This is a genomic window from Pedobacter sp. Leaf176 (assembly GCF_001424305.1).
Taxonomy (GTDB): Bacteria; Bacteroidota; Bacteroidia; order Sphingobacteriales; family Sphingobacteriaceae; genus Pedobacter.
Window position 1 is genome coordinate 190283 of record NZ_LMPD01000005.1, and the last position, 22771, is coordinate 213053.

The 22771-nt window shown below is 41.1% G+C and carries 21 protein-coding genes and 1 tRNA gene; 2 read left to right on the plus strand and 20 right to left on the minus strand.

Annotated elements, in window-relative coordinates; genetic code table 11:
• Positions 1 to 20 precede the first annotated feature (20 nt).
• Positions 21 to 4424, plus strand: coding sequence for a translocation/assembly module TamB domain-containing protein (locus ASF92_RS15225; RefSeq protein ID WP_231729832.1), 4404 nt, complete (start codon positions 21 to 23; stop codon positions 4422 to 4424).
• Positions 4425 to 4631: 207 nt separating this feature from the next.
• Here the strand turns inward: ASF92_RS15225 and ASF92_RS15230 are convergent, their stop codons facing one another.
• From ASF92_RS15230 to ASF92_RS15240, 3 genes are all read right to left on the minus strand, one after another.
• Complete coding sequence (locus tag ASF92_RS15230) at positions 4632 to 5843, minus strand: bifunctional 3,4-dihydroxy-2-butanone-4-phosphate synthase/GTP cyclohydrolase II (RefSeq protein WP_056095456.1); 1212 nt, start codon at positions 5841 to 5843, stop codon at positions 4632 to 4634.
• A 143-nt stretch (positions 5844 to 5986) separates the two neighbouring features.
• A complete protein-coding gene (locus ASF92_RS15235; protein ID WP_056094993.1) occupies positions 5987 to 7411 on the minus strand; it encodes an LptF/LptG family permease in 1425 nt (474 codons plus the stop codon).
• 29 nt (positions 7412 to 7440) lie between these two features.
• Positions 7441 to 7821 (minus strand): START-like domain-containing protein, encoded by a 381-nt coding sequence (locus ASF92_RS15240; RefSeq protein ID WP_056094996.1) that lies wholly within the window; start codon positions 7819 to 7821, stop codon positions 7441 to 7443.
• Between the two features lie 137 nt (positions 7822 to 7958).
• On the opposite strand from ASF92_RS15240, the gene ASF92_RS15245 reads away from it, so the two are divergent.
• Positions 7959 to 8032: transfer RNA gene (locus tag ASF92_RS15245), tRNA-Met, on the plus strand.
• On the opposite strand, the gene ASF92_RS21605 is transcribed toward ASF92_RS15245, so the two are convergent.
• The 17 genes from ASF92_RS21605 to ASF92_RS15330 all read right to left on the minus strand — a co-directional run bounded on the left by ASF92_RS21605 (position 7992) and on the right by ASF92_RS15330 (position 22770).
• Complete coding sequence (locus ASF92_RS21605; RefSeq protein WP_369817107.1) at positions 7992 to 9605, minus strand: recombinase family protein; 1614 nt, start codon at positions 9603 to 9605, stop codon at positions 7992 to 7994. The two genes, ASF92_RS15245 and ASF92_RS21605, sit on opposite strands and share 41 nt — an antisense overlap.
• Positions 9606 to 9657: 52 nt before the next feature.
• The gene (locus tag ASF92_RS15250; protein WP_147273612.1) at positions 9658 to 9840 is read right to left on the minus strand and encodes a hypothetical protein; all 183 of its coding nucleotides are present in this window, start codon (positions 9838 to 9840) and stop codon (positions 9658 to 9660) included.
• Between the two features lie 184 nt (positions 9841 to 10024).
• Positions 10025 to 10672 (minus strand): hypothetical protein, encoded by a 648-nt coding sequence (locus tag ASF92_RS15255; RefSeq protein WP_231729833.1) that lies wholly within the window; start codon positions 10670 to 10672, stop codon positions 10025 to 10027.
• A gap of 23 nt (positions 10673 to 10695) precedes the next feature.
• Positions 10696 to 11520 carry a DNA adenine methylase gene (locus tag ASF92_RS15260; RefSeq protein ID WP_056095006.1) on the minus strand — a complete coding sequence of 275 codons (825 nt, stop codon included), beginning with the start codon at positions 11518 to 11520 and terminating at the stop codon, positions 10696 to 10698.
• A gap of 5 nt (positions 11521 to 11525) precedes the next feature.
• On the minus strand, positions 11526 to 11726 hold the full coding sequence (locus tag ASF92_RS15265) for a hypothetical protein (RefSeq protein ID WP_056095008.1): 201 nt from the start codon (positions 11724 to 11726) through the stop codon (positions 11526 to 11528).
• Positions 11727 to 11749: 23 nt separating this feature from the next.
• Positions 11750 to 12613, minus strand: coding sequence for a hypothetical protein (locus ASF92_RS15270; protein WP_056095011.1), 864 nt, complete (start codon positions 12611 to 12613; stop codon positions 11750 to 11752).
• Between the two features lie 20 nt (positions 12614 to 12633).
• A complete protein-coding gene (locus ASF92_RS15275; RefSeq protein ID WP_056095014.1) occupies positions 12634 to 12951 on the minus strand; it encodes a hypothetical protein in 318 nt (105 codons plus the stop codon).
• 463 nt (positions 12952 to 13414) lie between these two features.
• Complete coding sequence (locus ASF92_RS15285) at positions 13415 to 14215, minus strand: DUF4099 domain-containing protein (protein WP_056095020.1); 801 nt, start codon at positions 14213 to 14215, stop codon at positions 13415 to 13417.
• Between the two features lie 9 nt (positions 14216 to 14224).
• The gene (locus ASF92_RS15290; protein ID WP_231729834.1) at positions 14225 to 15463 is read right to left on the minus strand and encodes an ArdC family protein; all 1239 of its coding nucleotides are present in this window, start codon (positions 15461 to 15463) and stop codon (positions 14225 to 14227) included.
• Positions 15432 to 15968 (minus strand): M23 family metallopeptidase, encoded by a 537-nt coding sequence (locus ASF92_RS15295; protein WP_197413307.1) that lies wholly within the window; start codon positions 15966 to 15968, stop codon positions 15432 to 15434. Before ASF92_RS15295 ends, ASF92_RS15290 begins: the two co-directional genes overlap by 32 nt.
• 70 nt (positions 15969 to 16038) lie before the next feature.
• Positions 16039 to 16461: a hypothetical protein gene (locus ASF92_RS15300; RefSeq protein WP_056095029.1), complete on the minus strand. Its 423-nt coding sequence runs from the start codon at positions 16459 to 16461 to the stop codon at positions 16039 to 16041.
• A gap of 36 nt (positions 16462 to 16497) precedes the next feature.
• A complete protein-coding gene (locus ASF92_RS15305) occupies positions 16498 to 18540 on the minus strand; it encodes a type IV secretion system DNA-binding domain-containing protein (protein WP_056095033.1) in 2043 nt (680 codons plus the stop codon).
• A gap of 9 nt (positions 18541 to 18549) precedes the next feature.
• Positions 18550 to 19389 carry a DUF4138 domain-containing protein gene (locus ASF92_RS15310; protein WP_056095036.1) on the minus strand — a complete coding sequence of 280 codons (840 nt, stop codon included), beginning with the start codon at positions 19387 to 19389 and terminating at the stop codon, positions 18550 to 18552.
• A gap of 6 nt (positions 19390 to 19395) precedes the next feature.
• Positions 19396 to 20622 (minus strand): conjugative transposon protein TraM, encoded by a 1227-nt coding sequence (traM, locus tag ASF92_RS15315; RefSeq protein WP_056095039.1) that lies wholly within the window; start codon positions 20620 to 20622, stop codon positions 19396 to 19398.
• A 9-nt stretch (positions 20623 to 20631) separates the two neighbouring features.
• A complete protein-coding gene (locus ASF92_RS15320) occupies positions 20632 to 21018 on the minus strand; it encodes a hypothetical protein (RefSeq protein WP_056095041.1) in 387 nt (128 codons plus the stop codon).
• The gene (traK, locus tag ASF92_RS15325; protein ID WP_056095045.1) at positions 21015 to 21638 is read right to left on the minus strand and encodes a conjugative transposon protein TraK; all 624 of its coding nucleotides are present in this window, start codon (positions 21636 to 21638) and stop codon (positions 21015 to 21017) included. Before traK ends, ASF92_RS15320 begins: the two co-directional genes overlap by 4 nt.
• A gap of 4 nt (positions 21639 to 21642) precedes the next feature.
• Positions 21643 to 22770: a hypothetical protein gene (locus ASF92_RS15330; protein ID WP_056095048.1), complete on the minus strand. Its 1128-nt coding sequence runs from the start codon at positions 22768 to 22770 to the stop codon at positions 21643 to 21645.
• Position 22771 lies beyond the last annotated feature (1 nt).

A 22771-nucleotide genomic window follows, 5' to 3' on the forward strand; every position in this document is an offset into this window, starting at 1 on the left:
TGGCGCTTCTCGTTTTTTCATTGCAATTTAAATCTGTTCAAACTTATTTTGCACAAAAAGCAGCTGCTTACCTCTCAAAAGAGCTTAATACCACGGTTTCAATAAAAAGCTTATACATTAAGCCTTTCAAATCCATCGTGCTCGAAGATTTGCTCATTCTGGATCTACAGAAAGATACCCTTTTAAGCACGCCGGCTTTCATGGTCGACATTAACCAGTTATCCATCAAAAAAAAGATAATTGATATTAACACTGTACAAATCAATAACGGAACCTTCTTTTTAAAAGACTTCAAAGATAATTCATCTAACCTCGATTTCATTATAAATTATTTCGATTCTGGTAAACCCAGTGTAAAAGATTCTACCAAAAAACCATATAAAATAGACTTCGGAAGAATAATCATCAACAAGCTGAATTTTAAATACAAGAACTTCAAAGCCAAAGATTTGACACAAGGTAAAACTGTGAATTTTGATAATGTTGATGTTAAAGAGTTGAGTGTGATTATGGAAGGCTTGGACACCAAAAATCATTTGTTTAAAACCAATATTAAAAACCTGACCTTAAAAGAGAAAAGCGGATTTTATTTGAAGAATCTAACAGCGGAAACAACCGTTGACTCCAATGCAATTGAGTTAAAGAACCTGCTATTGGTTACCAATCAAAGTCGCCTGACTAATTATTACCAAATGAAGTTTAAAAGCTTCAAGGATTTCAACCATTACATAGATAATGTGCGCATGAAAGCTATTTTTAAAGATAGCCACATCACGTCGAAAGACGTTGCATTTTTCGCCCCAGAGATGAATTCCATGAAACTGGATCTTGATGTTGACGGGCAGATTACAGGTTTGGTTAACAACCTGCGGGCAAAAAAACTATCTATAAGATCGGGGAAGGCAACCCATATAAAAGGCGATTTTATTATTAAAGGTTTGCCAAAATGGGAAGAGACTTTTATGGATCTGAAAATTGAAATGGCCGGTACAAACAAAACAGATCTGGATGAAGTGCTTGCCGGCATCACGGGAAAGAATAAAAAGCTGGTTCCAAAAATAGTTAGCAAATTTGGCAATATTAACTTCAACGGAAGTTTCACCGGGTTTCAAAATGACTTCATTGCTTATGGCGAATTTAAAACGAAGCTAGGCAGAATCGTGTCCGACGTAAACATGAAAATCGATAAAAACGATGTACCCTCCTACTCAGGGAACGTTAAAACCTACGATTTTAACCTCGGCAACTTGATAGACGAAAAAAGTTTAGGCAGAATAACTTCGTCACTTTATGTTAAAGGAAGCGGCACGGAACTGAAAAAATTAACTGAAAAACTGACCGGTAAAATTGACTACATTGATTTTAATAAATACAGGTACAGAAACGTTAAAATCGATGGAACTTTTGACAAGAAATATTTCAAAGGAAAATTAAGCATCAACGATAAAAACATTAAACTAGCCTTTGATGGCGGCGTAAATCTAAATCCTAAACTACCTGTTTTTAACTTTAACGCAACCATCTCCGGTGCCAGGTTAAAAGCCCTGCATCTGCTTAAAGATTCTTTACGCGTAGATGCAAAATTCACGACCAACTTTTCTGGTACCGATCTGAACAATATCGAAGGACGACTTCGCATTCAGGAAATTACTCTAAAAAACCCTAAAGGTACCTACAGCATCGATTCTGTTGAACTCACTGCAAAAGGAAGGGGTGTTGGTCGCAATCTCGATATTAAGTCCGACATCCTTGATGCAAGCATCAGCGGCAAGTATGATCTGAACTCCATAGGCTCGTACTATAAAGCGATAGCCAAAACGTATGTTCCATCTTTCCAGACTAAGATTATAAAATACAATGAACAGATTTTCCAGTTTAATTTAAGGATTAAAAAGTTCGAACCATTAGCGCAATTAATTTCGCCGGGATTGGAACTTGCGGAAGGTGCTAACTTTATCGGCAACTTCGATTCACGGAACAATACAGCGACGCTTAACGGCTTTGTAAAAAACTTAAAATACCAGGGCATTGTGGTTAATAACATCATTGTCGATGAAAACACCACACCGCAACAATTGCAACTGAATATTACATCGGACAGGGTTCAGATTAATGATAGCCTGTTTATCAAAGATGTAAACATCTCAAATATTTTAAGAAACGATAGTTTAGCATTCAACTTAAAAATGTCGAGCACGCAGGAAGACAATCAGCTCGATTTGAACGGATTAGTAGAATTTACAAAAAATCAGGACACCGCGGCGAGGTTAAGTGTTTTACCATCGATTTTAAAAATCAATAATGAAGAATGGCGCATTCAGGAAAAGGTTCGTATTATTTTAAATAATGGAAAAACAGAAATAAAAAATTTCGATCTGACAAATGGAAACCAGCAGATAACGGTGGATGGTTTGATATCCGACGATTCAAAGGATTTACTTCGGGTAGGCTTTAACGATTTTAATCTTCGAACGATAAATCCATTTTCAAAAGGCTTTGGTGTTAAATTGAGCGGAAATGTGAACGGAAAAACAGACCTATACGGGGTTTTAAAAGGGCCAAGAATTACAGATGACGTTAAAATTGACTCGTTGAATTTTAACGATATTTATATAGGGACATTAACTGATACTTCTTCCTTCAACAGTGATAAAAATAAAATCAATGTTTATACGAGGATCATGGCTGATGATACAGAAACGTTTAAATTATCAGGTAATTTAGACCTCAATGAGAAAGATATAGATCTGCAGGTGAAGATGGACGAAAGTAAACTCACCATTTTTGAACCTTTTGTTAAAACACTGGTATCGAATTTAAAAGGAAATGTTTCTTCAGATTTAACCGTTAAAGGAAAATTGGATAACCCCAAAATTAATGGAAGCCTGTCTTTCAGCGAAGGCCAGCTCATGGTTAATTACCTGAAAACAACTTACATCATCAGTGATGAAGTCCGGGTTGAAAATAGTGTGATAAATCTCAAAGACTTCAAACTTTCTGATATTGAAGGTCATGAGGCGACCGCATCCGGTTCGGTGGATCTAAATGATATTAATGATCCCACCCTGAAAGTCGTATTAACTGCACAGAATTTTATGGCATTAAATACAACTGCCAAAGACAATTCTGTTTATTATGGACGGGCGTACGGTACCGGGATTTTCAAGTTTGATGGCCCTACGAGCAAAATGAAAATCGACATCAAGGCTAAAACGGAGAAAGGAACGGTATTCAATTTACCATTAAACAGTTCCGAAACCGTATCCGATAAAGATTTCATAAACTTTATCAGCAGGGACTCGGCTAAAGTTGTTAAAAAAACGACAAATTTTGATGGCCTCACCTTAACTTTCAAACTCACAATCGATCCTAATACCACTGCGAATATTTACACTACGCTAGGTAATTTAAGCGGGAAAGGTAATGCCGAACTAAACCTCAATATTAACAGCTTAGGCGATTTTGAAATGTCGGGTGATTATACCATCGAAACGGGTAGTTTTGATTTCACTGCGCAGGAGGTTATTAATAAAAAGTTCACGATTCGTCAGGGCGGAAGCATCAGGTGGACAGGGAACCCTACAGCCGCCCAAATAAACCTGAAAGCTGTTTATGCATTAAGAGCAAGTTTAAATGACCTGTTTAAAGCCGCTAACAGAGATGCGAGTGCTAACGCCAATCAAAGAGTAAACACAGAGGTAGAAATGGGCTTAACCGGCTTATTATTACAGCCTGATATTAAATTAGACATCAATTTCCCTTCCAATCCGGCCATCAAAGAAGAATTGCAGACTTACTTCAGCGATGAAAGCAATCGGAACTTACAGGCTTTCAGCTTAATTATCCGAAGAAGCTTTGCACCTGGCAATGGCGGTGAATCCATAGGAAAACAGCTGGGTTCTACAGCTACGAGTACAGCTACGGAATTGATTTTCAACCAGTTCAATAATGTACTTGCATCACTAAACCTGAATTTTATAGATTTAAACGTAAAATCGCTAAGTGAAGCAAGCGCATCTGCTAAACTGTTTAACGACCGTTTGATTATAAATGCGGGGATAGTTGACAGAAATAGTCTGAACGACTTTGCAGTAATCGATTTTTCTAAAAACAATGTTGGTAGTGAAGTGGAAGCTTTATTCCTGATCAGAAAAGATGGAAGTTTAACTGGGAAATTAGCAAATAAACCACCTACCCAACAAAGTATCTTTTTAAATAGTGGTATAAGCGCGACGGCAAATGTCACTTCAATCGGATTAGTGTATACGCAACAATTCGATACTTTTAAAGAATTTTTACAGAAACTCACCGGCACTTACAGAAGAAATCTGAGAAAAAAACAAGCAGAGCAACCTGTTAAAACAAATAAATCGATAAGCAAAGAAGCGATTATTAACGACAGGAAAAATAACCCCAGAAAGTAGTTAGCAGTTACCAGTTGGCGGTTTTAAGTTAATCCAAACTTCCCTGTCCCTGTCTCACAGAACGAAACAGAAATTGAGATTTAATGAAATGGTCTGCGAGACACAGACCATGAATTTTTTAGAATGAAGTTATCAGCTAACAGATGCCAGTTTTCAATTGACAGTAAGTTCAAACTGTGAATTGAAAACCGGCAATTGAAAATTAAATTATCCTTTCATGATGGAGTGACCCATTTTGTCTCTTTTGGTTTTCAGGTAACGCTCATTATGAACATTGCTCTCAATCTCTATCGGAATGTTTTCTACGATTTCCAGACCATAGCCAATCAGTCCGGCGCGTTTAGTAGGATTATTGCTCATCAGGCGCATTTTGGTAACACCCTGCAGCCTCAAAATCTGTGCACCAACGCCATAATCACGTTCATCACCTTTAAAGCCTAATTTGATATTTGCTTCAACTGTATCAAAGCCAGCATCCTGTAAATTATAGGAGCGTAATTTATTGATTAGCCCAATTCCACGCCCTTCCTGGTTCATATAAACAACAACACCCTTACCCTCTTTTTCGATCATTTCCAATGCTTTATGTAACTGAGGGCCACAATCGCAGCGGCAAGATCCAAAAATATCGCCAGTAACACAAGAACTATGTACGCGTGCAAGAATGGGTTCGTCCTCTTTCCAAACGCCCTTAAATATCGCCAGATGTGTTGCGTTGTTATCAAGCTGTGTGTATGCAGTCATCTTGAAATTGCCCCAGGCTGTAGGTAAATCGATGGTAACTTCTTGTTTAACAAGACTGTCGATACCTAATCTGTATGCGATTAAATCTTCTATGGAAATAATTTTAAGTTGATGTTGCTCAGCAATTTTAAATAAGTCCGGTAGACGGGCCATTTCACCATCTTCCTTTAAAATTTCGACAAGCAAACCTGCAGGTCTCATACCAGCTAACCGGGCTAAATCTACAGCAGCTTCCGTGTGCCCTGCACGTCTGATTACACCGCCATCTTTAGCTCTTAAAGGGAAAATGTGTCCCGGACGCCCTAATTCATCAGGATTGGTATTCGGATTGACTAAAGCCAACATGGTTTTAGAGCGATCACTCGCAGAAATACCTGTTGTACAGCCATGACCAACCAAATCTACTGAAACTGTGAAATTAGTTTCATAAGCTGCTGTATTTTTACCCACCATCAAATTCAGATTGAGCTCGTCGCAACGCTCTTCTGTTAAGGGAGCACAAATTAAGCCCCGCCCATAGGTAGCCATGAAATTAATTACCTCCGGGGTTGCATTCTCGGCAGCTGTTAAAAAATCGCCTTCGTTTTCACGGTCTTCATCATCTACAACAATAATAACTTTTCCAGCCCTGATATCCTCAATGGCCTCCTCTATGGTATTTAATTTCGCTTGCATTTTGTGTTTACAATAATCAATAATGAGAGCTGAATTTCGACCGCTTTGATTTAACTGCCTGCCATTCACTAGAGCAAAGGTACAATCTTATTGACCAATATGTTTTAAGAAAATATCATTTAGAAGTAAAGGAAAAACCTCCTCTAATTCTGTTTTTTATTAAAAATTTTATTAAAAACCTGCTTATACTGGTTGATATCAAACAGTGCGGAATCAGCAGTTGCCTTATAGGTGAGGAATATTGCTAACGGTGTCAAAATGATAAAAGCAATCCACATCCCAAAGATGGGGTTAATAGAACCTTCCCTGGCAGATTTTTCAGCTACGGTAGTTACAATATGATAAACCAGGAAAAAGGAAATCGCAATAACAACAGGTAAACCCATACCACCTTTTCTAATAATGGCACCCAGGGGTGCACCAATGAAAAAGAGCAAAATACATGAAGCGGCAAGCGTAAATTTTCTTTGGTATTCTACACTTGTAAAAATTATTTCTCCTCGTAAATCCTCATCCCGCGGACCACTATTTGCCAAATTTTGCGTGATTACGGTTACAGTATTGGATGCGTTCTGAATACTGGATAACCTTGAACCGTTTGGAATGCTTTTCAAAATATTATTATAAATTTTCTTTGGTGTCACTTTAAGCTTTGAATAACCTAATGCGATGTTATTTTGCTTAAAGTTATTTGCTAAACTTTTGCCCGTGTTTCGATAAAAGGTATCTATTTGTTTAGTAAGCGAGTCGCGCTTCCTTACAATTCCTTTCAAACTGAGCATGACCGTGCTATTTCCAAAGGCACCCTGGTCAGTTTTCTGCATATCAAAGGACTCCATACTGAACTTAGGTTCCGTTTCCTTAAATCGACTCCTTGATAAAATCTGCCTGGGATTATACACACCGCTACTGCTCGATTGTTCTTCGTAGGTCACTCCATTTTTAAGGTTAAAGATTAAGTACTTACCGTCTTTAGACTTTTTCATCTCCCCTTCTTTTGCCATTATGATTTTAGGAATTCCATTAGTGCCTTTATGGTCGTAAATCATGATACCGAACATTTTGCCGTCGGCGTCTTTACTGTCTACCCTAATGGAATAGTCGGGAATGCTGTTATTGAAGACACCAGGCTTAATTAAAAAGGCAAGTTTTTTATTCCGCACATCATACATCAAAGAATAAAACTTAAGATTTGCTTTGGGCAGAATATAATTTGAGAAAAAAAAAGACCCAACAGTAAGGCAAAGGATTAAAATAACCAGGGGCTGCATGGCTTTCTGAAGTGAAATACCGGCCGATTTTATGGCGACAAGCTCATAGTTTTCACCAAGTGTACCAAAAGTCATAATGGAAGAAAGCAGCACCGAAAGTGGCAATGCCATGGATATCTGAACCATGGATTGATAGTACATCAATTCGAGTATGGTGTACCATTCAAAGCCTTTGCCAATTAAATCATCTACATATTTAAAGAGGAAAAACATTAACAGAATAAACATTACCACAAAGAAAGTGGCAATAAAAGGCCTGATGAATGTTTTTATAACCAGAAGGTGTATCTTTTTCACCTTACAAAGGTAAACAAAGCATAGAAATATTACGCACCTAAAACGCTTATCAGGTAATCAATCTGGTTATCCCAGATTAATTTTTTTTCTGCAAGCAGTTCATCAGTAGAGAAATCAGTAATCGAAAGTGCAACATCATTGGTTAGTTCATCCTGCACAATTTCCATTTCGAAATAACATTGTGGTTCGTCATCGAGCCATTTAAACTTAACCAGCTTATTTTCTTTTATCGAAACCAGCTTTGCTTTTTGTTCCTCGTCATCCCAGGTGAAAGTATAAACCTGATCGCGGAAATTCACATCATCAGCAAACCATTGTGATAAGCCATTCGGCTCACTTATAAAACTATACAATATTCGTGGCGACGATTTAACCTCGTACTCTAGCGTAAATTTTTTCTTTTCTGCCATGTTAATTCATTACCAGAATAAATTCCGGACTACTTTTTTTTATTTTATTTTTCTAAAGAAAGGTAATTTATTCTATATTTGCAACTCCAAAAAATAACCACCTAAATATTTGATAATATAAGCAAATATTTTTGCCCGGCGGGGTAGCTCAGATGGTTAGAGCGCAGGATTCATAACCCTGAGGTCGGCAGTTCGATCCTGCTCCCCGCTACCGAATCGGCAAAAGAGGCATAATCCAGAGATAATTCTGGTATGCCTCTTTTCTTTTTACTGATAAGTTGCTGAAAATAAGCTATATACAAAAACACTAAATTTATTTCAGTGGTTCGAACTTTATCATTTTTCTTATCATAACTCATACCACTAGGGAACAGTAATGTTTGGAGTTGTTGCTTAGTATGGTAATCACCAGAAAGCCAGTTTAAAGGTAGCTGAGTGGCATATTCTATAGCCAACCTAACGCATTTTAAAAGGTTCGAACTTTTATTAGACAGGATGAGCAAATTCCGCTCAATTTCTCTTTTTTCGTCCGAATATTTCTCATGGTACTTTGTGTAAAGTTCCTGACTTATATCTTCTTCAATATATCTTTCCTCTAATCGCTCCACCTTCTTCTTCACTTCTCTGTGGCTGTTCTCCAACTCTAAAAGATCCGCTTGCTTATTTTGAGTCAACTGGTTAAATGTTGCAGCAACCTGCTCAACCAATAGTTCTATATATTCCTTGGCAATGTCAATTTTAAAGAAATCAAGTATGTCTGCAAATCTGGAATTAAGAGAATCAGCATTTTTGTTATTACAGCAAGCTTTGGTTTTGCATTTATAATAATGTATATTCTTTTTGCGTGCGAGGTAGCCACTCAACGGCTTCCCGCATTCGGCACATACCATAAAGCGCTTCAAAGGAATGTGCACATTTTCTTCATTTAGTGAAAAACCATGGGGAATCTTATCTAGCATACCGTTAACCTTTAAGAAAAGTTCCCTGCTAATTAATTTCTCGTGATTGCCCACAACCACTTGTCCCTCCAACATATTGTGCACCATCAAGCCACAATAGAATGGATTTCTAAAGATTTCTGAGATACGCTGATGAATCAATTTTAGTCCTTTAGCCGCCAACCTATCGCGAATTACCTCATTTGACACATTTTCATAAGCTTTCCATTCAAAGGCCTGACGAATGAGCCTTCCCTTCCCATTTATAACAATCTGCCTTTTGTTCTTCGATCTGTCAATCTCAAATCCTAAAGGGGGATTAGTCGGCCAATCACCACGCAGTAACATCTCTTTTATACCAGCACTACATTTTTGCTTTCTCAATTGATTGTCAAACTCGCCAAACAGGAACAACAACTTTTGTTGCATCTGACCCGAAGCACTCGAGGTATCAATAGGTTGTGTTACGGAAATTATTTCTATACCTAAGCGCCTCAATTCTCCGCTAAGCCAGATTGAGTTGTCATTTCTTGAAAACCTCTCCAGACTATACACTAAGATAGAAGATATTTTTCCTTTGAATTTTTTCACGAAAGAAAGCATGGCGGTAAATTGCTTTCTCTCATCGTTCTCAGCGCTTTCGTAGGTTCCCCCAAACTGAGCGGCAATATTAAACCCAAATTTCTCTGCGTATAGCATACATGCCTTCAATTGGGTTCCCAGGCTTAAATTATCAGCCTGTTCTTTACTACTAACCCTTGTATAGATAACGCATTCCAAGCTTTTGGAAACTTTTTTATTTTGTTTCCCTTTTGCAAATGAGTCGAAAAAAAAGATGTCTGACATAAATAATACTTCTTTTTATTACACTATAAGATACTAATAATCAATTAATTTATCAAGTTTTTTGATCCTTTTTTTCACTTGCATTAAAAATGATTATAGACATTTTTTTGATAGTAAGGATCACATCCTTAGCCTGCTGCTCGGTAAAATGTGAAAACATTTGCTTTGAAAGCACCTCTTCGATCGTTAGATCATGCTGGCGCACAATAGTTTCTATATTTAAATCAAACTCCATATCCATGACGTTTATTTTGAGTAACAAATATTTTTCGAACGGTATTCTGAAGAATAACAGGATTGGATAATCACATTTAATTACGCTCCTGTTAGAAATAGATGCAAATAGGCATAACCTGGGGTGCATCTATCATTAATGTACTCGCATTTTGAGATGAGCACATGAGTCTCCTGTTAATAATTTATCTTTGCAAATCTGAATGATCTATTGCCAAAGATTCAATTACGCCATCGCGGATTACCTCAAATCCCGCTACACTATCTGTATTGTATATCGCGACTGTTTTTGGTGGCCAAAGTTTCGGGTCGTTTGTTTTATCCCAGTCAATCCCAATGCCTGATGGATAATAATCCCAGTTTTCCCAGGCTCTCTCTTTAATTAAAAGTCCGTCGTAACCCAGTACCCTTGTAAGATATTCATTACGGTTACCTTCCCAGTCCATCCCATAGCAGAGCAGATCAGCAACCTTGTAAAAATCAGAGAGCTGGTCATCGTGCCGGTGATTTAGGTATCGCTCGGAAACTCCTGCGCACAGCAAAATACTCCGGACGCGAGATGCGTCCAGAGCTTTGTCAGCATCCAAAATGCTGGCATCCTTGCTGAGTGTTATCTTATAGATTTTGGCATATCCAAGATTATCAAACCCCGATTCACCTTTCAATCTTGACTTCTGGAGTACGAGATGGCTAAAAAGGCAGGCGGCGTCCTCACTTATTGAAGTATAAAATGCATTTCCGAGAGTGAGAGCGTTCCAGCCAACTCCTTTACCGGACTGGATGTTTATTTTCCCACCGTCCAGTCCAAGCGAACCATGATAAAGTGCCAGCAATTCTGGGTTTATTTCCTTTACTTTCAAACTCCAAATTCCGTCTTTAGGTCTATCGGGTAGTTAGCTGTTAGCACCTCCGTCTTGCTTTTCTGCTTTCCTCCTTTTGCATTAACGGAAACCTGTTGCTTTACCGACCATTGATGCCAGCCATGTTCTTTGGCATATTTTTCCAATATTGGAGATGGGTAGGAAGAGAGCAAAAACTTGCCTTTTATTCCGGCCAGTAAAAAAAGAAGGGCTTCAAAATCCCCTTCAGAATAACCGTCATAGTGACCACAGTCAGAGTTGTAGTAGGGCGGATCACAGTAAAAGAAACTATCTGCGGTATCGCGGCTTGCGATGATGTAAAGCGCATCTGCGCATTCTATCTGGCAGTTCTGGAGCCTGATAGCCATTTCTTCAACAAATCCTTCTTTCTTGGAATTTATTTTTTTTGTTGTGGTATTACCTGATTTATCATATCCCCAACTGCTGTCAAGCTGCGAAGAAAAGCTCTGTGATGAAGTCAACCAGACTGCCCATGCCCTTTTTACCTCCGAAAACATATCCGGATTGTTATAGATCACCGAAGCCTTTCTGTGCAGATCCCTGGAATGAAGAGAGATCCTGATCTCCTTTTCTAGTGAAGTAAAATCCTCCTTCGCTACCCTATAAAAATTCATCAGTTCTTTATTGGTATCATTAATTACCTCAACCTTTGATTGTTCTTTAGCAAAGAATACCGCCGCGCCACCAATAAAAGGCTCACAATAAAGCACATGCGGCGGAATTACCGAAACAATGCGCCTGGCTAATTTTTGCTTACCCCCATAATAGCTTATGGGGGTTCTTAATTTTAGTTTGGTCATAAATTCTAATACAAGTCGTCAATGCTTAAATCAACTTTTTCACCCTCAATCATTACCGACACCCTGCACTTGATATCGGGCGTAGCCATACTTTCTACCTGAAAGCGCTTGCCGTTTAAGTTATATAGCAGGTGATCTTCCTTAAGATCAAGGGTAACCCATCCGCTTGCGCGGATGCGGTCTATCTTAGCTAAAAGCTTTCTCATTTTTTCTTTGCTGTTACAAAAGATTATCTTCCTATTTCCTCGCTTTGGGAGGTATCACCATCCCGCTGGTTTTCCCATGGAAACCGCTCTTCTGTATTGCTGGCATCGATTTCGCTTTTTTGGGAAGTTCTTTGCTCAGCCGAGGCCGTGCTTTCTTTTTGCTCTTCTTTTTTAGGAAAGATTTCATCCTGGCGGATAATGGCCATGTTCTTATCATAAACATCAAGTCCCTTAAACTGGGGATTCGCGGTTACCATTACAGCAACGGCTTTCTTACCCACCATCATCTCGGCCGGTGCCAGATGGCCACTTCTCAGCATTTTCATCATACCATCCTTTCCAAGTTCAGTAAGACCCTTGAACGGATATTTGTCTATGGCATCAGATAGCTCAAACTTGAATTCGGGGTAGAATTTTTTCAGGGGATGATTCCCGTAGGCATCCTGAACATCAAGGTTGAGCTTAAACCAAACCTTTTTCTTTTCCGAACCCTCACTGTTTTCCAATTTGGTGTAAACATCCCGTTCAAGTGAGTTCCCAGAGAGTAGTTTATAGGCCTGTAGCACCGTAATCCGGTTGTCCCTTTCCAGATCAAAGATTTGTCTGATAGGCAAGGCACTTCCGGCCTTATTCAGAGTTACCTCATAATCGTTCAGAAAATACATATCGCTCTGCTTGGAGCGGTTGAAATTCAGCATGAACCTGACCTGATCGGAACCAATTGCAGGATTCTTTTTGGCGTTGGCAGATGTGTAGCTTTGCGTAACTCCGAGGGTAAAAGCAGGGAGTTCCCTGGAAATTGCTGATTCAAGAACATCGTTAAGTTTTGTTCCAAAGCCCAGATAATCCAGGCTCTTTTTTAGATAATCCAAATTTTGTTCATTCATAAGAATATATTATTAATTAATCAAAATAGGCTAAGCTGTCGCTCAGGCTGGGGAGGGCTATAGCCATTTTCCCGGGCGAGGTGTTCGCCAAGGGAGATTGCCAGTTCCTCGATGGACGCATATCCGCAATCCTTTAAAAAAGCAGAAAAGAGAAAATGTGACCGGTAGCCGGTACCGGATATAATATTGGAATCTGAGCGAAACTCCAGGTGTACAACGGTTGGCTCTTTTTCATCATTTCTTTTGCTGGGCCAGTTGTACACATAATTGACATTGACATCGAATCCAAATACCCGGATATCGAGACTTATATCCTGTTTGAAAATTTCTGGAATCATGGGAATGGATTTTACCGGATTTGCAAAGGCCTTAGATTAGTCCTAAATCCGGTGATCTTACAAAACCTATTAAGTGAAAAGAGTGATTCCGCACATGAAAATTCGCATGACTTAAAAGTGAAAATCACATGATGGGATAAAACCAGAAAAGTTGCGTCAAATCCTTTCAGCCATAGCGAAATCTTACAGGTTAATACGATTGCAGGCAGATCATCTCCGAATACAGTCACGAATTTCGCATTGGGGAATACCAAGCTGATGCGTATTATACCTTCCGGAAGAGCAAGAAAACCAAACGTTGCCAGCGCGGCATCCCGAAATTTGACTGAGGTAGCATCCGACAGAACTTTTAGACAATCCCTTTTTTCATAAAAAAGATAAACGGTACGGATACATATCTCTGGCAGCCCGTAAGGAATCAGGTATGCGAAACCATCGCACATAACCCATTCTCTGTCCATATTTATCTAGATATGCCATGACTATAGCCGCGGCTATACTCGTTTTTGAACTCATCGAGTTCTCTCTGCTGCAACATCTCGTCTGAAATTGCGCCATCGTTTTTTTTCAATTCCAGGAATGCTGATTCAAAGCCTAGTGAAAAGGGAGTCTGATGAATACTTGAATCCATTATGGGAGCGAGATCTTTTAATAAAAAACCCGCGGCTTTACCGTCTTTCAAAAAAGTTAAGATAAGTGCTGTACGGCTGGCTACGATCCCCTTGGGCTCACTGGCCCTATGTTGAATCATCGTCCCATCGATTAGCTGCACAATGCGTCCTAGGGCAAAATCCTTACTTTTCTTTACATCTAGTTTCTCTCCGTTGATCTGAAATGGAACCTCTACCCCTTTTGGATCATAGGAAATGAACTCCCTGGTTTCACTATCATATTCAAATACGATAGTCCTATTCGTGCCATCAGGAAAATTAATGGGTTTTGCAATATTCTTAACCTCTCCTGCGACCAGCGCATCAGCTTCAACATCCAATAAATCCGGAGACAGTTTCGGCTCCTTGTAAATAGGATGCAATTTTATCTCGTGGAGACTATCTTCATCCAGGTTTAAGGATAGCTTAGCATCCAGGCTATCAATAGCAAAAGCCTCGCTGACCAGATTCTTTAGGTTCACTAAAGAAGTTCTCCTGCCCGAAAGAAGTGCAGCAATGTCTGTGTCGTCCAATAAGTACCTGGTCCCGTCGTATAGCCCTAGCCTGGATAGCTCTGCAACGGGCAGGGCCTCCTCGATAATTATATTTTTCATAAATTCGTTTTATCTGTTTAAATCAAGATGTGATTGGTTCACAGCTTCGCCAATCTGGTTAGTGTGCTTATCATTTTGAAACTCAGCACCCATTTCGCGTTTGAGATATAAAAGCGCTGCGTAGAGTTTATCTTCCCGGCCCAATGTAAATGCATTGCCGTTCAGGCTTTCATGCATCTTCAGCCTTCCCTGTTTTAAATGGCCTAGAACCTCATAGACCGATCCGTTATATGGAATCTTATCTCCCGTGGTGAGATACCCAGAAGCTTTTCCGGGAGCAGGCTGCATCGCATTCAGGGAAACCTTTTCATTGGTAATCTCCTGCTTTCTTTCTATATCCATGATATAGCCAAGAATACGCTCGGCATCCATGGAAGCAGAAAAGATCTCAAAAGGATTGTTCTCCAGAATCGATATCCAGCTTTCCACATAGGCATAATGCTGTCCCGGGTCATGGCCTATACCAAGTTCCTGTCCAATAAGCATCGAAGCGATTTCTGCCCTGAGCTCCTCCCTGGCATAGCTCGCATCCCCAAAGCCTTTACCCATGTCTCGGTTCAACCGGTCTGGATGCCCCGTCCAGTGTCCCAGTTCGTGGAGCAGTGTAGCATAATATTTGTGGCTTTCAGAAAACCAGTCCTTGTAGGGAAGCGTAATAGCATCCCTTTTTGGGTCATAAAAGGCATTTGCGGAATATTGGTGAAAAATTACTGCGCCTGAGGAGGCAATGAGATTCTCTGCCCGCTCAACCGGTGCCCACTTGGTGCCTGGCTTTTCTCTTTCCAGTTTGGGCATGCCCTCGATCTGCGCGGCATTAAACACGTAAGCATTGCGAACAATGGCATGGGGAAGTTCCCTTGTTTCCTTTATGGGCTTTCCGAGCTCATCATGCATAACCTTTCCTGAAGCGTCGCGCCTGGTTCGCTCATCACTTGTTTTAACGAACTGGATGAGCATGGATTTCTCTCCCTTTCTCACCTGCATTCCGCTTTCCTCTGCCTGCCTGTAGGTCATCCATCTTGGATCTTCCCTACCTGCCATCAAAAGTGATAGGGCATTGATTCCCTTATATCTATTGCCGCTCTGAAAATTGTAAGGCATTAGAAGAGGCATGCCCGCTGAATCCCATGGAATCTGCCAGGGTGCGGTTCCGGCGCGGAGTGCCTCAATTACTTTCTCGGCAACCTGAACGTGCAGGGGTTTATGAACATCTTTTTTATCCATCTTGCTCTTCCTCCGTATCCGCAAAACCAATTCCGTAAACCCAGGCCTCGTCCTGATTCAGTTCCACTTCCTCTACCATGGCGAGTAGTTCCAGTTTTTGCCTTAGGGTCAAATAGGCTGAATTTTCCATAAAATTTATTTGATTAATTTTGGCTACTTTATAGTAGCGAAGAATAAAGTTTACAGGATCGATGTAGACTCCCCCGATGCGCAAACTAAAGTGCAGGTGTTCGCCAGTCACCCTACCGGTAGATCCCGTAACCGCTATAACTTCCCCAGAACGGACTTCCTCGCCCTTTCGAACCAGAATAATGGAGAGGTGGCCATATATGCTTTCAAGGCCTGAATGATCAATCCTTATAAATTTTCCCAGAATTGGATTAAAGCCTACGCCGGATACCTTTCCGGTAAGAAAAGAAAATACAGGCTCATTTCTTGCGTGAAGATCAATGCCACGATGGAAATCCGCAAAATGGGTAATAGGATGTATCCTTTTACCAAAAGCGCTATTTACCTTTATTGAATTCAAAGGCAAGGAGATTTGGGAGTAGCAGGATAGAGAAGAGCAAACAAAAATGAGAAGTACGCCTGCCAAAAGCCTAACGCTCAAAAGAAACCGCTTCGCTGACATTTATATTGTGATTTCGTGAAATATAGTCCTCCAGGGAAATCATGCTCCTTTTCATCACCTCTGGATTTTCGACAGCAATCTTCATCGCAGCAGAGATGTGACCATAATCTGAATACTCCTGTTTCATATTAATATCGAGCAAGTCTTTAAAAGTACCGGCATCCATATCCTTTACCCCAGTCATAATATCCTGATAAAGCTCCCTTTTATCCTTTAGCACAAGGAGGGCATCTGAGGAATACCTGCCAAGTGGGCCACCACCAAAGCCGACGCTAATGTTATCTTTTTGAAGATCCGCTATTGCAATTACACCTATCTGACCCTGTCTGGAAACAGGATCTGTTGTCAGCTGGGGATGTACCACCACAAGCCGGCCGGTTAATTCTTCCATAAAAATTGATTTTAAGATTGAAAAAAAATAGTTTGTTTATCTCTTCATTCCGCCTGCCATGGAGGCTTTGGGACTTTCCCCATTTTTTGGGACGGCAGCCTCGGTTCTGAATTTTTTAACCAATACCTGTATTTCATCATTTATGCGCATGAAGTTTTTACGGAGAATCTCATCCTTTTTTCCTGCGAAATCATAATACAACGGCATATCAGGGTAAGCTTTTTCCTCTGTAGCTAATGCCTCCATATCAAGATTCACCCTGCAGTTGATCGCCGAGGTATCAAATTTTCCGGTATATTCTTCTACCGCATCCGCTGCAAGCATACCAACGAGCTCTCCGGCCTTCAATGATGCGATCTTACCTGCAGGAATCAGCGATTCTAGTTTTTCCGAGAGCGACACCGATGTCTTGGTTCTATCAATGGACAAGCTCTCTGACTGTTGCTTAACTTTCCCAAAAAGCCGCTCCAGCCATTCGAGCGTTTCCTTGTTCCTTACCGAGCCAGAAAGTACATTCCCTACTACCGAGGTAATGGTGGTTGCGGTATCCTTTCCATATTGCTGCTGAAACTGTGGAAGCTCCTGGAGTCCCATGAGAACCGCTACCTTATTTGATCTGGCAGTGGCAATTAGATTTTCAATGCGGTGCACAAATAAGGTTGGCAGCTCATCGATAATCAAGGCCGAGGGCCGGTTTCCTTTAGAGTTGATAAGCCTGGTCAGCCTGTTGAGCACCACAGAATAGCAGGCGGAATTGATATTCTGTGTATTGGGGTCATTGGCAAGGACTAATATAGAGGGCTCCGCCCGGGATGAAATCTTTAAGTTGAAATCATCCGCGGAAAAAACCCAGAACGTCTCTTTAGTAGCTAAGCGGGAGATGAATACCTTTAGCGTTCCTATCTGCCCCTCTAGCTGGTTGAAAGCTTTAGCCTGCCATGCAGTGGCAAATGGAGAAAGTAAGCTCCCAAGCTCAGGATTGGAAAATAGCACCGAAAAAATCTGCTCATAACTGCAGTTCAAAAATGAAAGTACGTGCGGAAAAGTAGAATACTTCCCTCCCTGGTACTGAGAAAAGAAATAAATGCAGGAAGAAAGAAAATTTACCGCACTCTGGGTAAAGAACTGATCGCTACCACCGGATTTATCCCCTTTTTTCAAGGCTTCAACCAGGGCTTCCGCTGTTTCGCCAGCATCGGCGAGCGTTACTATGTAATCTGGTCTTAATACATTTATCCTCCTGCTTCGCTCTACCTGGGTTAAGTTGATGACATGAAAATCAAAGCCTGAGAGCCTGCCCTGCTTTTTACCCAGCAGATAATGGTAATAGGCGATCTGACCCAGGTCGGGAAACTTAAAGTCATAACAGCAGATACAGAATTCCTTAAAGATAAGCTGCCGGATAAAGGGCATAACAATGCCAAAACTCTTGCCCGAGCCCGGGGTCCCGATCAAAAGCGTTCCGCGAAAGATGTTCTCTATGTTAATGAAGCCCGAATGTACTTTCTTGCGGTAATAAAAAAGTGAGGGGATGGTAACTGCAAATGGTCCGTTTACAGGCTTTCTTGCCTGCATAAAGGATTCTTCTTCGGTATTCCACTTATCCTTACCTAAAGAAGAGCTGATAATCTTGGAAACATTATCCATCGCTAGGTGCACCAGGATCGTACCTATCAACAATAAAAAGATATACCCGATATCCTGCCAGCTGGTCAGATAAAAAACCGCAGTCCCCTTTTCACCAAAAAAAAAGATACTGGCCGCCATTAAGACTAATCCCAACACGAGCGGATAAATGATCGCTGTTTTAGCATCAAGATCTTTTTCTTTTTTGCTCAGTGTCCCGATTGAAACCAGCGAGATAAGCAACAACGAGAAAAACCGGCTATAGAGCGGGTGCTGGTAAATAATAATCCGTGACATGCGCACTAGAAACCTGGCGAGCCCGATTTTCTCTGCACCTAAATCAGTTAACAGCTTAGTTGCATAGACAAACATGAGCACATCTAGCAAAAGGGCTAGATAAATGGCAAACTGAAGGAAGCGGTGCAGGCTCTGTTGTTCCTTGCTTTCTTCCATAATGAAACATTAAAAGGTGTCGGCGTTTAGGATATCGGAGTAACTTAATGAAGCGCGAAGATTTCTTCCGGAAATCTGCTTTTCCGATAATTCAATACTGAATTCCTTGTCACCGGGAAAGGTGGTTTTTTTAATGAAATAAATATTACGATAGGATTTCGAAAATCTTTCAAAGGGATAAAGCTGAAAAACCGGCTTTAATTCTATGGACTGGACATTGGTAGATTTATTGATCTTTCTGTCCGCTATCTTAAACCTGAGCTCGTCGACATCAAAGGTGAGATTTGTCGAGTTATGGAAGCTCAGGTCAAGAAGGATGCAATCGCCAAGGGTATAAACCCGGTTTACCACCAGTGATATCCCGAAAGCTGATTCTTTTTTAATTCGGGAATCCCCTCTGCGCTTTAGCAGGGAAAGCGCATTGCTCTTCATTTCGTTCTGTGATAATCCTATCCCCGAAATATCAATGGATCTCATATAGGTTGGCAGGATATCGATTTGTGTGGAAACCAGCTCGGGACTAGCAGGCGATAAAAAGGAGAGTCTGTATTGTGCAATAAAGGTTTCTCCGACAATGGTAACCAGGCCAGCATCGCCGCTGGAGAAAAGAGCGGCAACAGAGTCTGGAATCGCCTTGATCCTGAGAATGTTCTTTTCCGGAAGGTCACCAATCAGCGAACTGCTGGATAGGTCTACATAGGAAATTTTCTCTGGCGAGATGAAGTGGATAGAAACTGAACCCGATATTCCGATTACCGGAATATCGGCAACGGTAACTGAGTGTGGCACTTGCGCATAAAGGGCCAGTGAGCTCAGGAAAATTTGAGCTAGGAACAATATTTTTTTCATGAAATTCTAATAAGATTGTTGTTTTCTTTTAAGCTCATTGGGATCAATGAGATAAACCTGGGTATTGTATCTGACCTTGACCTTATTGGACCGGATCAACTTGTTTACCGCTGTTGTTGTAGACTGGAACATCTTGGAAAGCACCCCCATAACGAGTTGATTGTTGTTTTCTGCCATCTGCTGTATGGTAATCCCTTGCGTGCTTGAACTGCTCATGTCCCTGGTAAATTCGCGAAAGGCGGAAGATGGAACATAAATACCGGCCATTCCGTCGTTGTCATAAACCTGAAGATTTACCGGCAGAATTTCCCCGCCATGGAATACCGATGAGATCACCAAGGAAACCCTTTGGGCAGAGAAGCCTGAAATAGTTGCATAGAGGTAGGTGCCTTTAGGGATCATAAACTTGCCGGCCATGATATCATCAGTCAGCCTTATACGCAGGCGCGATCCGGAAAAGCCTGTAACATCCTGATCAATGATCGCAGAAATAGGGCGTTCGACATCTCCGGAAAGTATGGTATTGAAGCCAGCCGAAAATCCATGCGATCTTTTGACCGGAATGATCTTCTTGCTTTTGGCTTCTGCTTCGGCCAGTTTCAGAGCCCGTTCTTTTTCAATATTCTCCTTTACAGCGGGATCATTAGCTTTCCCCATACTGTCGACAAGAGCCATCTGTGCCCGAAAAAGCTGCATGGGATCGGATGGGTTTTTAGAGTTATCAACCTCCTTAGTTACCCTGTTCTCCTGCATTTTTATCTTCGACAGTGCCGAGGCGAGTGCGATGTCCTGCTCAGTTCTGGAAGGGTTCCGCGACTTTACAAAGCTCTGTCCTGCCGCAGAATATCCATGGTTTACATTTTCCGGTCTGCCTGGCAGACCATATTTTGCCTTCATTACCTGGTCAATGGAATCTAGCATATGCTTTTCCCTCAAATTGTAGGATGAGCTTATCTCTGCCAGCTGTTGGTTTTCTTCACCAATACTACCAACAGCAGTGTATCCATCGGCCTGCTTGAATTTATTTCTAAAGGCATCCAGCTTTCCCGAAAGCTCCTGGTTCCTCACCTGCTCGGAAACATTTGCCACGTTGGTCTGTAGCGAATCTCTTCCCAGGACTATTTTACCTTCTTTTCCAAAACTGCTTTTATAGACATAAAAGAAGAGAAAAAGAAAAGGCAGACAGATTATGGGAAGAGCGTACCTGGGCTTTTTTAAATCTATTTTTTTCATATAATTTAATTAATTCTTCGTGTGGCCGGCACGCTCAAGCTCGGCTACCATACTGACCATGAGCAGGCTGTCCTGGCTATTTAGCGTTTCCTTGGCCAATAAAACTTTCAGCGCTTCCCTAATTTCCAGAGTTCTTTTAAGCTTACTTACAGTTGTTCCTATTTCGCTAAGCCCACTCTCAACTTTTAGCAGTGCTTTTTTTTCTAAAGGGGCTTTTTTTGAATCCATTCTCAGCAGCGTAAAGCACAAGAGAAAGGAACTGCCTAGTAGCAGCACCATAGATGAGAAGATAACCTTCGGATATTTTTTGAAAAAACCTGATATGGAGGCCAGGAGGCGTTCGATCAGATCAGAGAACTCATTTCTGAGTTCTGAAAACACAGTTGTCTTTTTCATTGGAATGCATTTTTATCTATAGTTGAAATATCCCTGTTCTCTAATGTCTTCCATCTGGTAATTAACACCGCGTGGGGATTATTATCAGATCTTGTTTCAAGATCGACCAGGCTTCCCTCCGTGATAAGCGAGCGGGTGACGCTTGAACTTCTCCTGTCTATTTTCTGTGTACCATAATACCGGAAATACATTCTTTTTTCATCTAAAAAAATAGAATCGGTTCGGAGCGTGAGTACAGCAGAGGAGGAGAGAATAGAGGTGAAAAAACCTTTTTCCTTCAGATTATTATACTGAAGGGCACCACTTTCATCAATAAGGTACATGGCCTGTTTCATCTGATATTCTATGAACTTATCATCTGGTACCAGCGAAAAGAAAAGAGAATGGAATTTTGCAATATGTGCGCGATATTCTGCTGCTCTGTTTAGCTGCACATCGGTCTGTTTTGCCAGGATTGGTGTTCCCGAGGGGTCAAGAATATAAATACTTTTACGAGAATCCCTAACATATCCATAGGCAAAAAAAGAAACAACAGCGACTACCGATAGACAGAGCAAAAAACTTCCCAGCGAAAGGAATGTGGCTAGACGGATTTTGGATTCGATACTTTTTATCATCATCTCTCTATCCTCCCATTATCTGTCCAGCAACCCTGGTCATGCTTGATGCACCTCTTCCCATAGAACTTGCGGCAGAAGATACACCCGATGTGGATACTATCCATGTTGAAATGCTCGGCACGGTAAGCATGGTTAGTGCACCGATGATAAAGGTTACGATTACCATTCCAAAGGAGAGAACTCCATTGCTGGCAAACCAGCCGAGCTTTTCAAGGCTTGCCCCGCCAGTCCCAACAAGCTCCTGATAACGGGTAATTTCCGCCTCAAGTGCATAATGCTGGAAAAGGGACGCTACATACATCACCAGATATGCAATCCCTGAATAAAGGTTTACCGAGATGAACCTGGCGACCCATGTCGAAAAGGAATCCCTGAAAGCTGGCAGAATAGAGACGGCTACTGAAAAGGGGCCTAAAATAATCAGTATCGTGGAAAAGATGATCTGAATGATAAAAATAATGTAGGTGCAGACCCTGAGTATCCATATAGCGAGTGTTTCCAAAAGAGAGGTAGCCAAAAGTTGCAGACCAACCTCCAGCCGGTTTCTCATTTCCACTATCGGGTTCCAGACTTCGGAAAACCCTTCCTTTACCGAAGACTTAACAGATTCCCATGCATTTTCATACCAGGTATCCGCTTCTGTTTTTGCTGTCTGCGTCTCGGCCTGAATTTTATAGAGCTGATCAGAAACCTCTACCATGAGCTTCGCCCGCTGTAGCCTGAGATCATTGATCTCTGCCTGGCTGCCATCGAACATTGCTGAGGTCTTCTGTTCTACAACATCGGTTGGATACGCAAGGACCCGGGTAAAGATGCTCCACCATAGAATCACCATGGTCAGACCGAAAGGACGGAGCAGCGGCATAATTTCAAGCTGTTTATCCCCGGAGATCATTTCATAGCTTTTGATAGCAAAAAAGATGAGCATAAAAATTGCCGCCAGTGCCTGCGCATCTGCAATAAAGGCATCATAATGAGTCCAGATCGTACTTTTCATCTCATGCAGAAAATGCATCATCCCCTCTTCATACACGCCGTTGCCCTGAAGAAAATTAAAAGTGTCCTTGAACGAATCGGGCACTGCCTGCACAAAAAAACCGGCTGTGCCGGTTATAACATTTAAAATATCCATT

What these genes read in the sequence shown, in the direction of transcription:
- ASF92_RS15310 (WP_056095036.1), bottom strand. Translation starts at nt 19,389, where the DNA reads ATGAAAAAAATATTGTTCCTAGCTCAAATTTTCCTGAGCTCACTGGCC.
- ASF92_RS15305 (WP_056095033.1), bottom strand. Translation starts at nt 18,540, where the DNA reads ATGGAAGAAAGCAAGGAACAACAGAGCCTGCACCGCTTCCTTCAGTTT.
- ASF92_RS21605 (WP_369817107.1), bottom strand. Translation starts at nt 9,605, where the DNA reads ATGTCAGACATCTTTTTTTTCGACTCATTTGCAAAAGGGAAACAAAAT.
- ASF92_RS15260 (WP_056095006.1), bottom strand. Translation starts at nt 11,520, where the DNA reads ATGACCAAACTAAAATTAAGAACCCCCATAAGCTATTATGGGGGTAAG.
- ASF92_RS15230 (WP_056095456.1), bottom strand. Translation starts at nt 5,843, where the DNA reads ATGCAAGCGAAATTAAATACCATAGAGGAGGCCATTGAGGATATCAGG.
- ASF92_RS15300 (WP_056095029.1), bottom strand. Translation starts at nt 16,461, where the DNA reads ATGGAAGAATTAACCGGCCGGCTTGTGGTGGTACATCCCCAGCTGACA.
- ASF92_RS15320 (WP_056095041.1), bottom strand. Translation starts at nt 21,018, where the DNA reads ATGAAAAAGACAACTGTGTTTTCAGAACTCAGAAATGAGTTCTCTGAT.
- traM (WP_056095039.1), bottom strand. Translation starts at nt 20,622, where the DNA reads ATGAAAAAAATAGATTTAAAAAAGCCCAGGTACGCTCTTCCCATAATC.
- ASF92_RS15330 (WP_056095048.1), bottom strand. Translation starts at nt 22,770, where the DNA reads ATGGATATTTTAAATGTTATAACCGGCACAGCCGGTTTTTTTGTGCAG.
- ASF92_RS15265 (WP_056095008.1), bottom strand. Translation starts at nt 11,726, where the DNA reads ATGAGAAAGCTTTTAGCTAAGATAGACCGCATCCGCGCAAGCGGATGG.
- ASF92_RS15285 (WP_056095020.1), bottom strand. Translation starts at nt 14,215, where the DNA reads ATGAAAAATATAATTATCGAGGAGGCCCTGCCCGTTGCAGAGCTATCC.
- ASF92_RS15250 (WP_147273612.1), bottom strand. Translation starts at nt 9,840, where the DNA reads ATGGAGTTTGATTTAAATATAGAAACTATTGTGCGCCAGCATGATCTA.
- ASF92_RS15275 (WP_056095014.1), bottom strand. Translation starts at nt 12,951, where the DNA reads ATGATTCCAGAAATTTTCAAACAGGATATAAGTCTCGATATCCGGGTA.
- ASF92_RS15240 (WP_056094996.1), bottom strand. Translation starts at nt 7,821, where the DNA reads ATGGCAGAAAAGAAAAAATTTACGCTAGAGTACGAGGTTAAATCGTCG.
- traK (WP_056095045.1), bottom strand. Translation starts at nt 21,638, where the DNA reads ATGATGATAAAAAGTATCGAATCCAAAATCCGTCTAGCCACATTCCTT.
- ASF92_RS15270 (WP_056095011.1), bottom strand. Translation starts at nt 12,613, where the DNA reads ATGAATGAACAAAATTTGGATTATCTAAAAAAGAGCCTGGATTATCTG.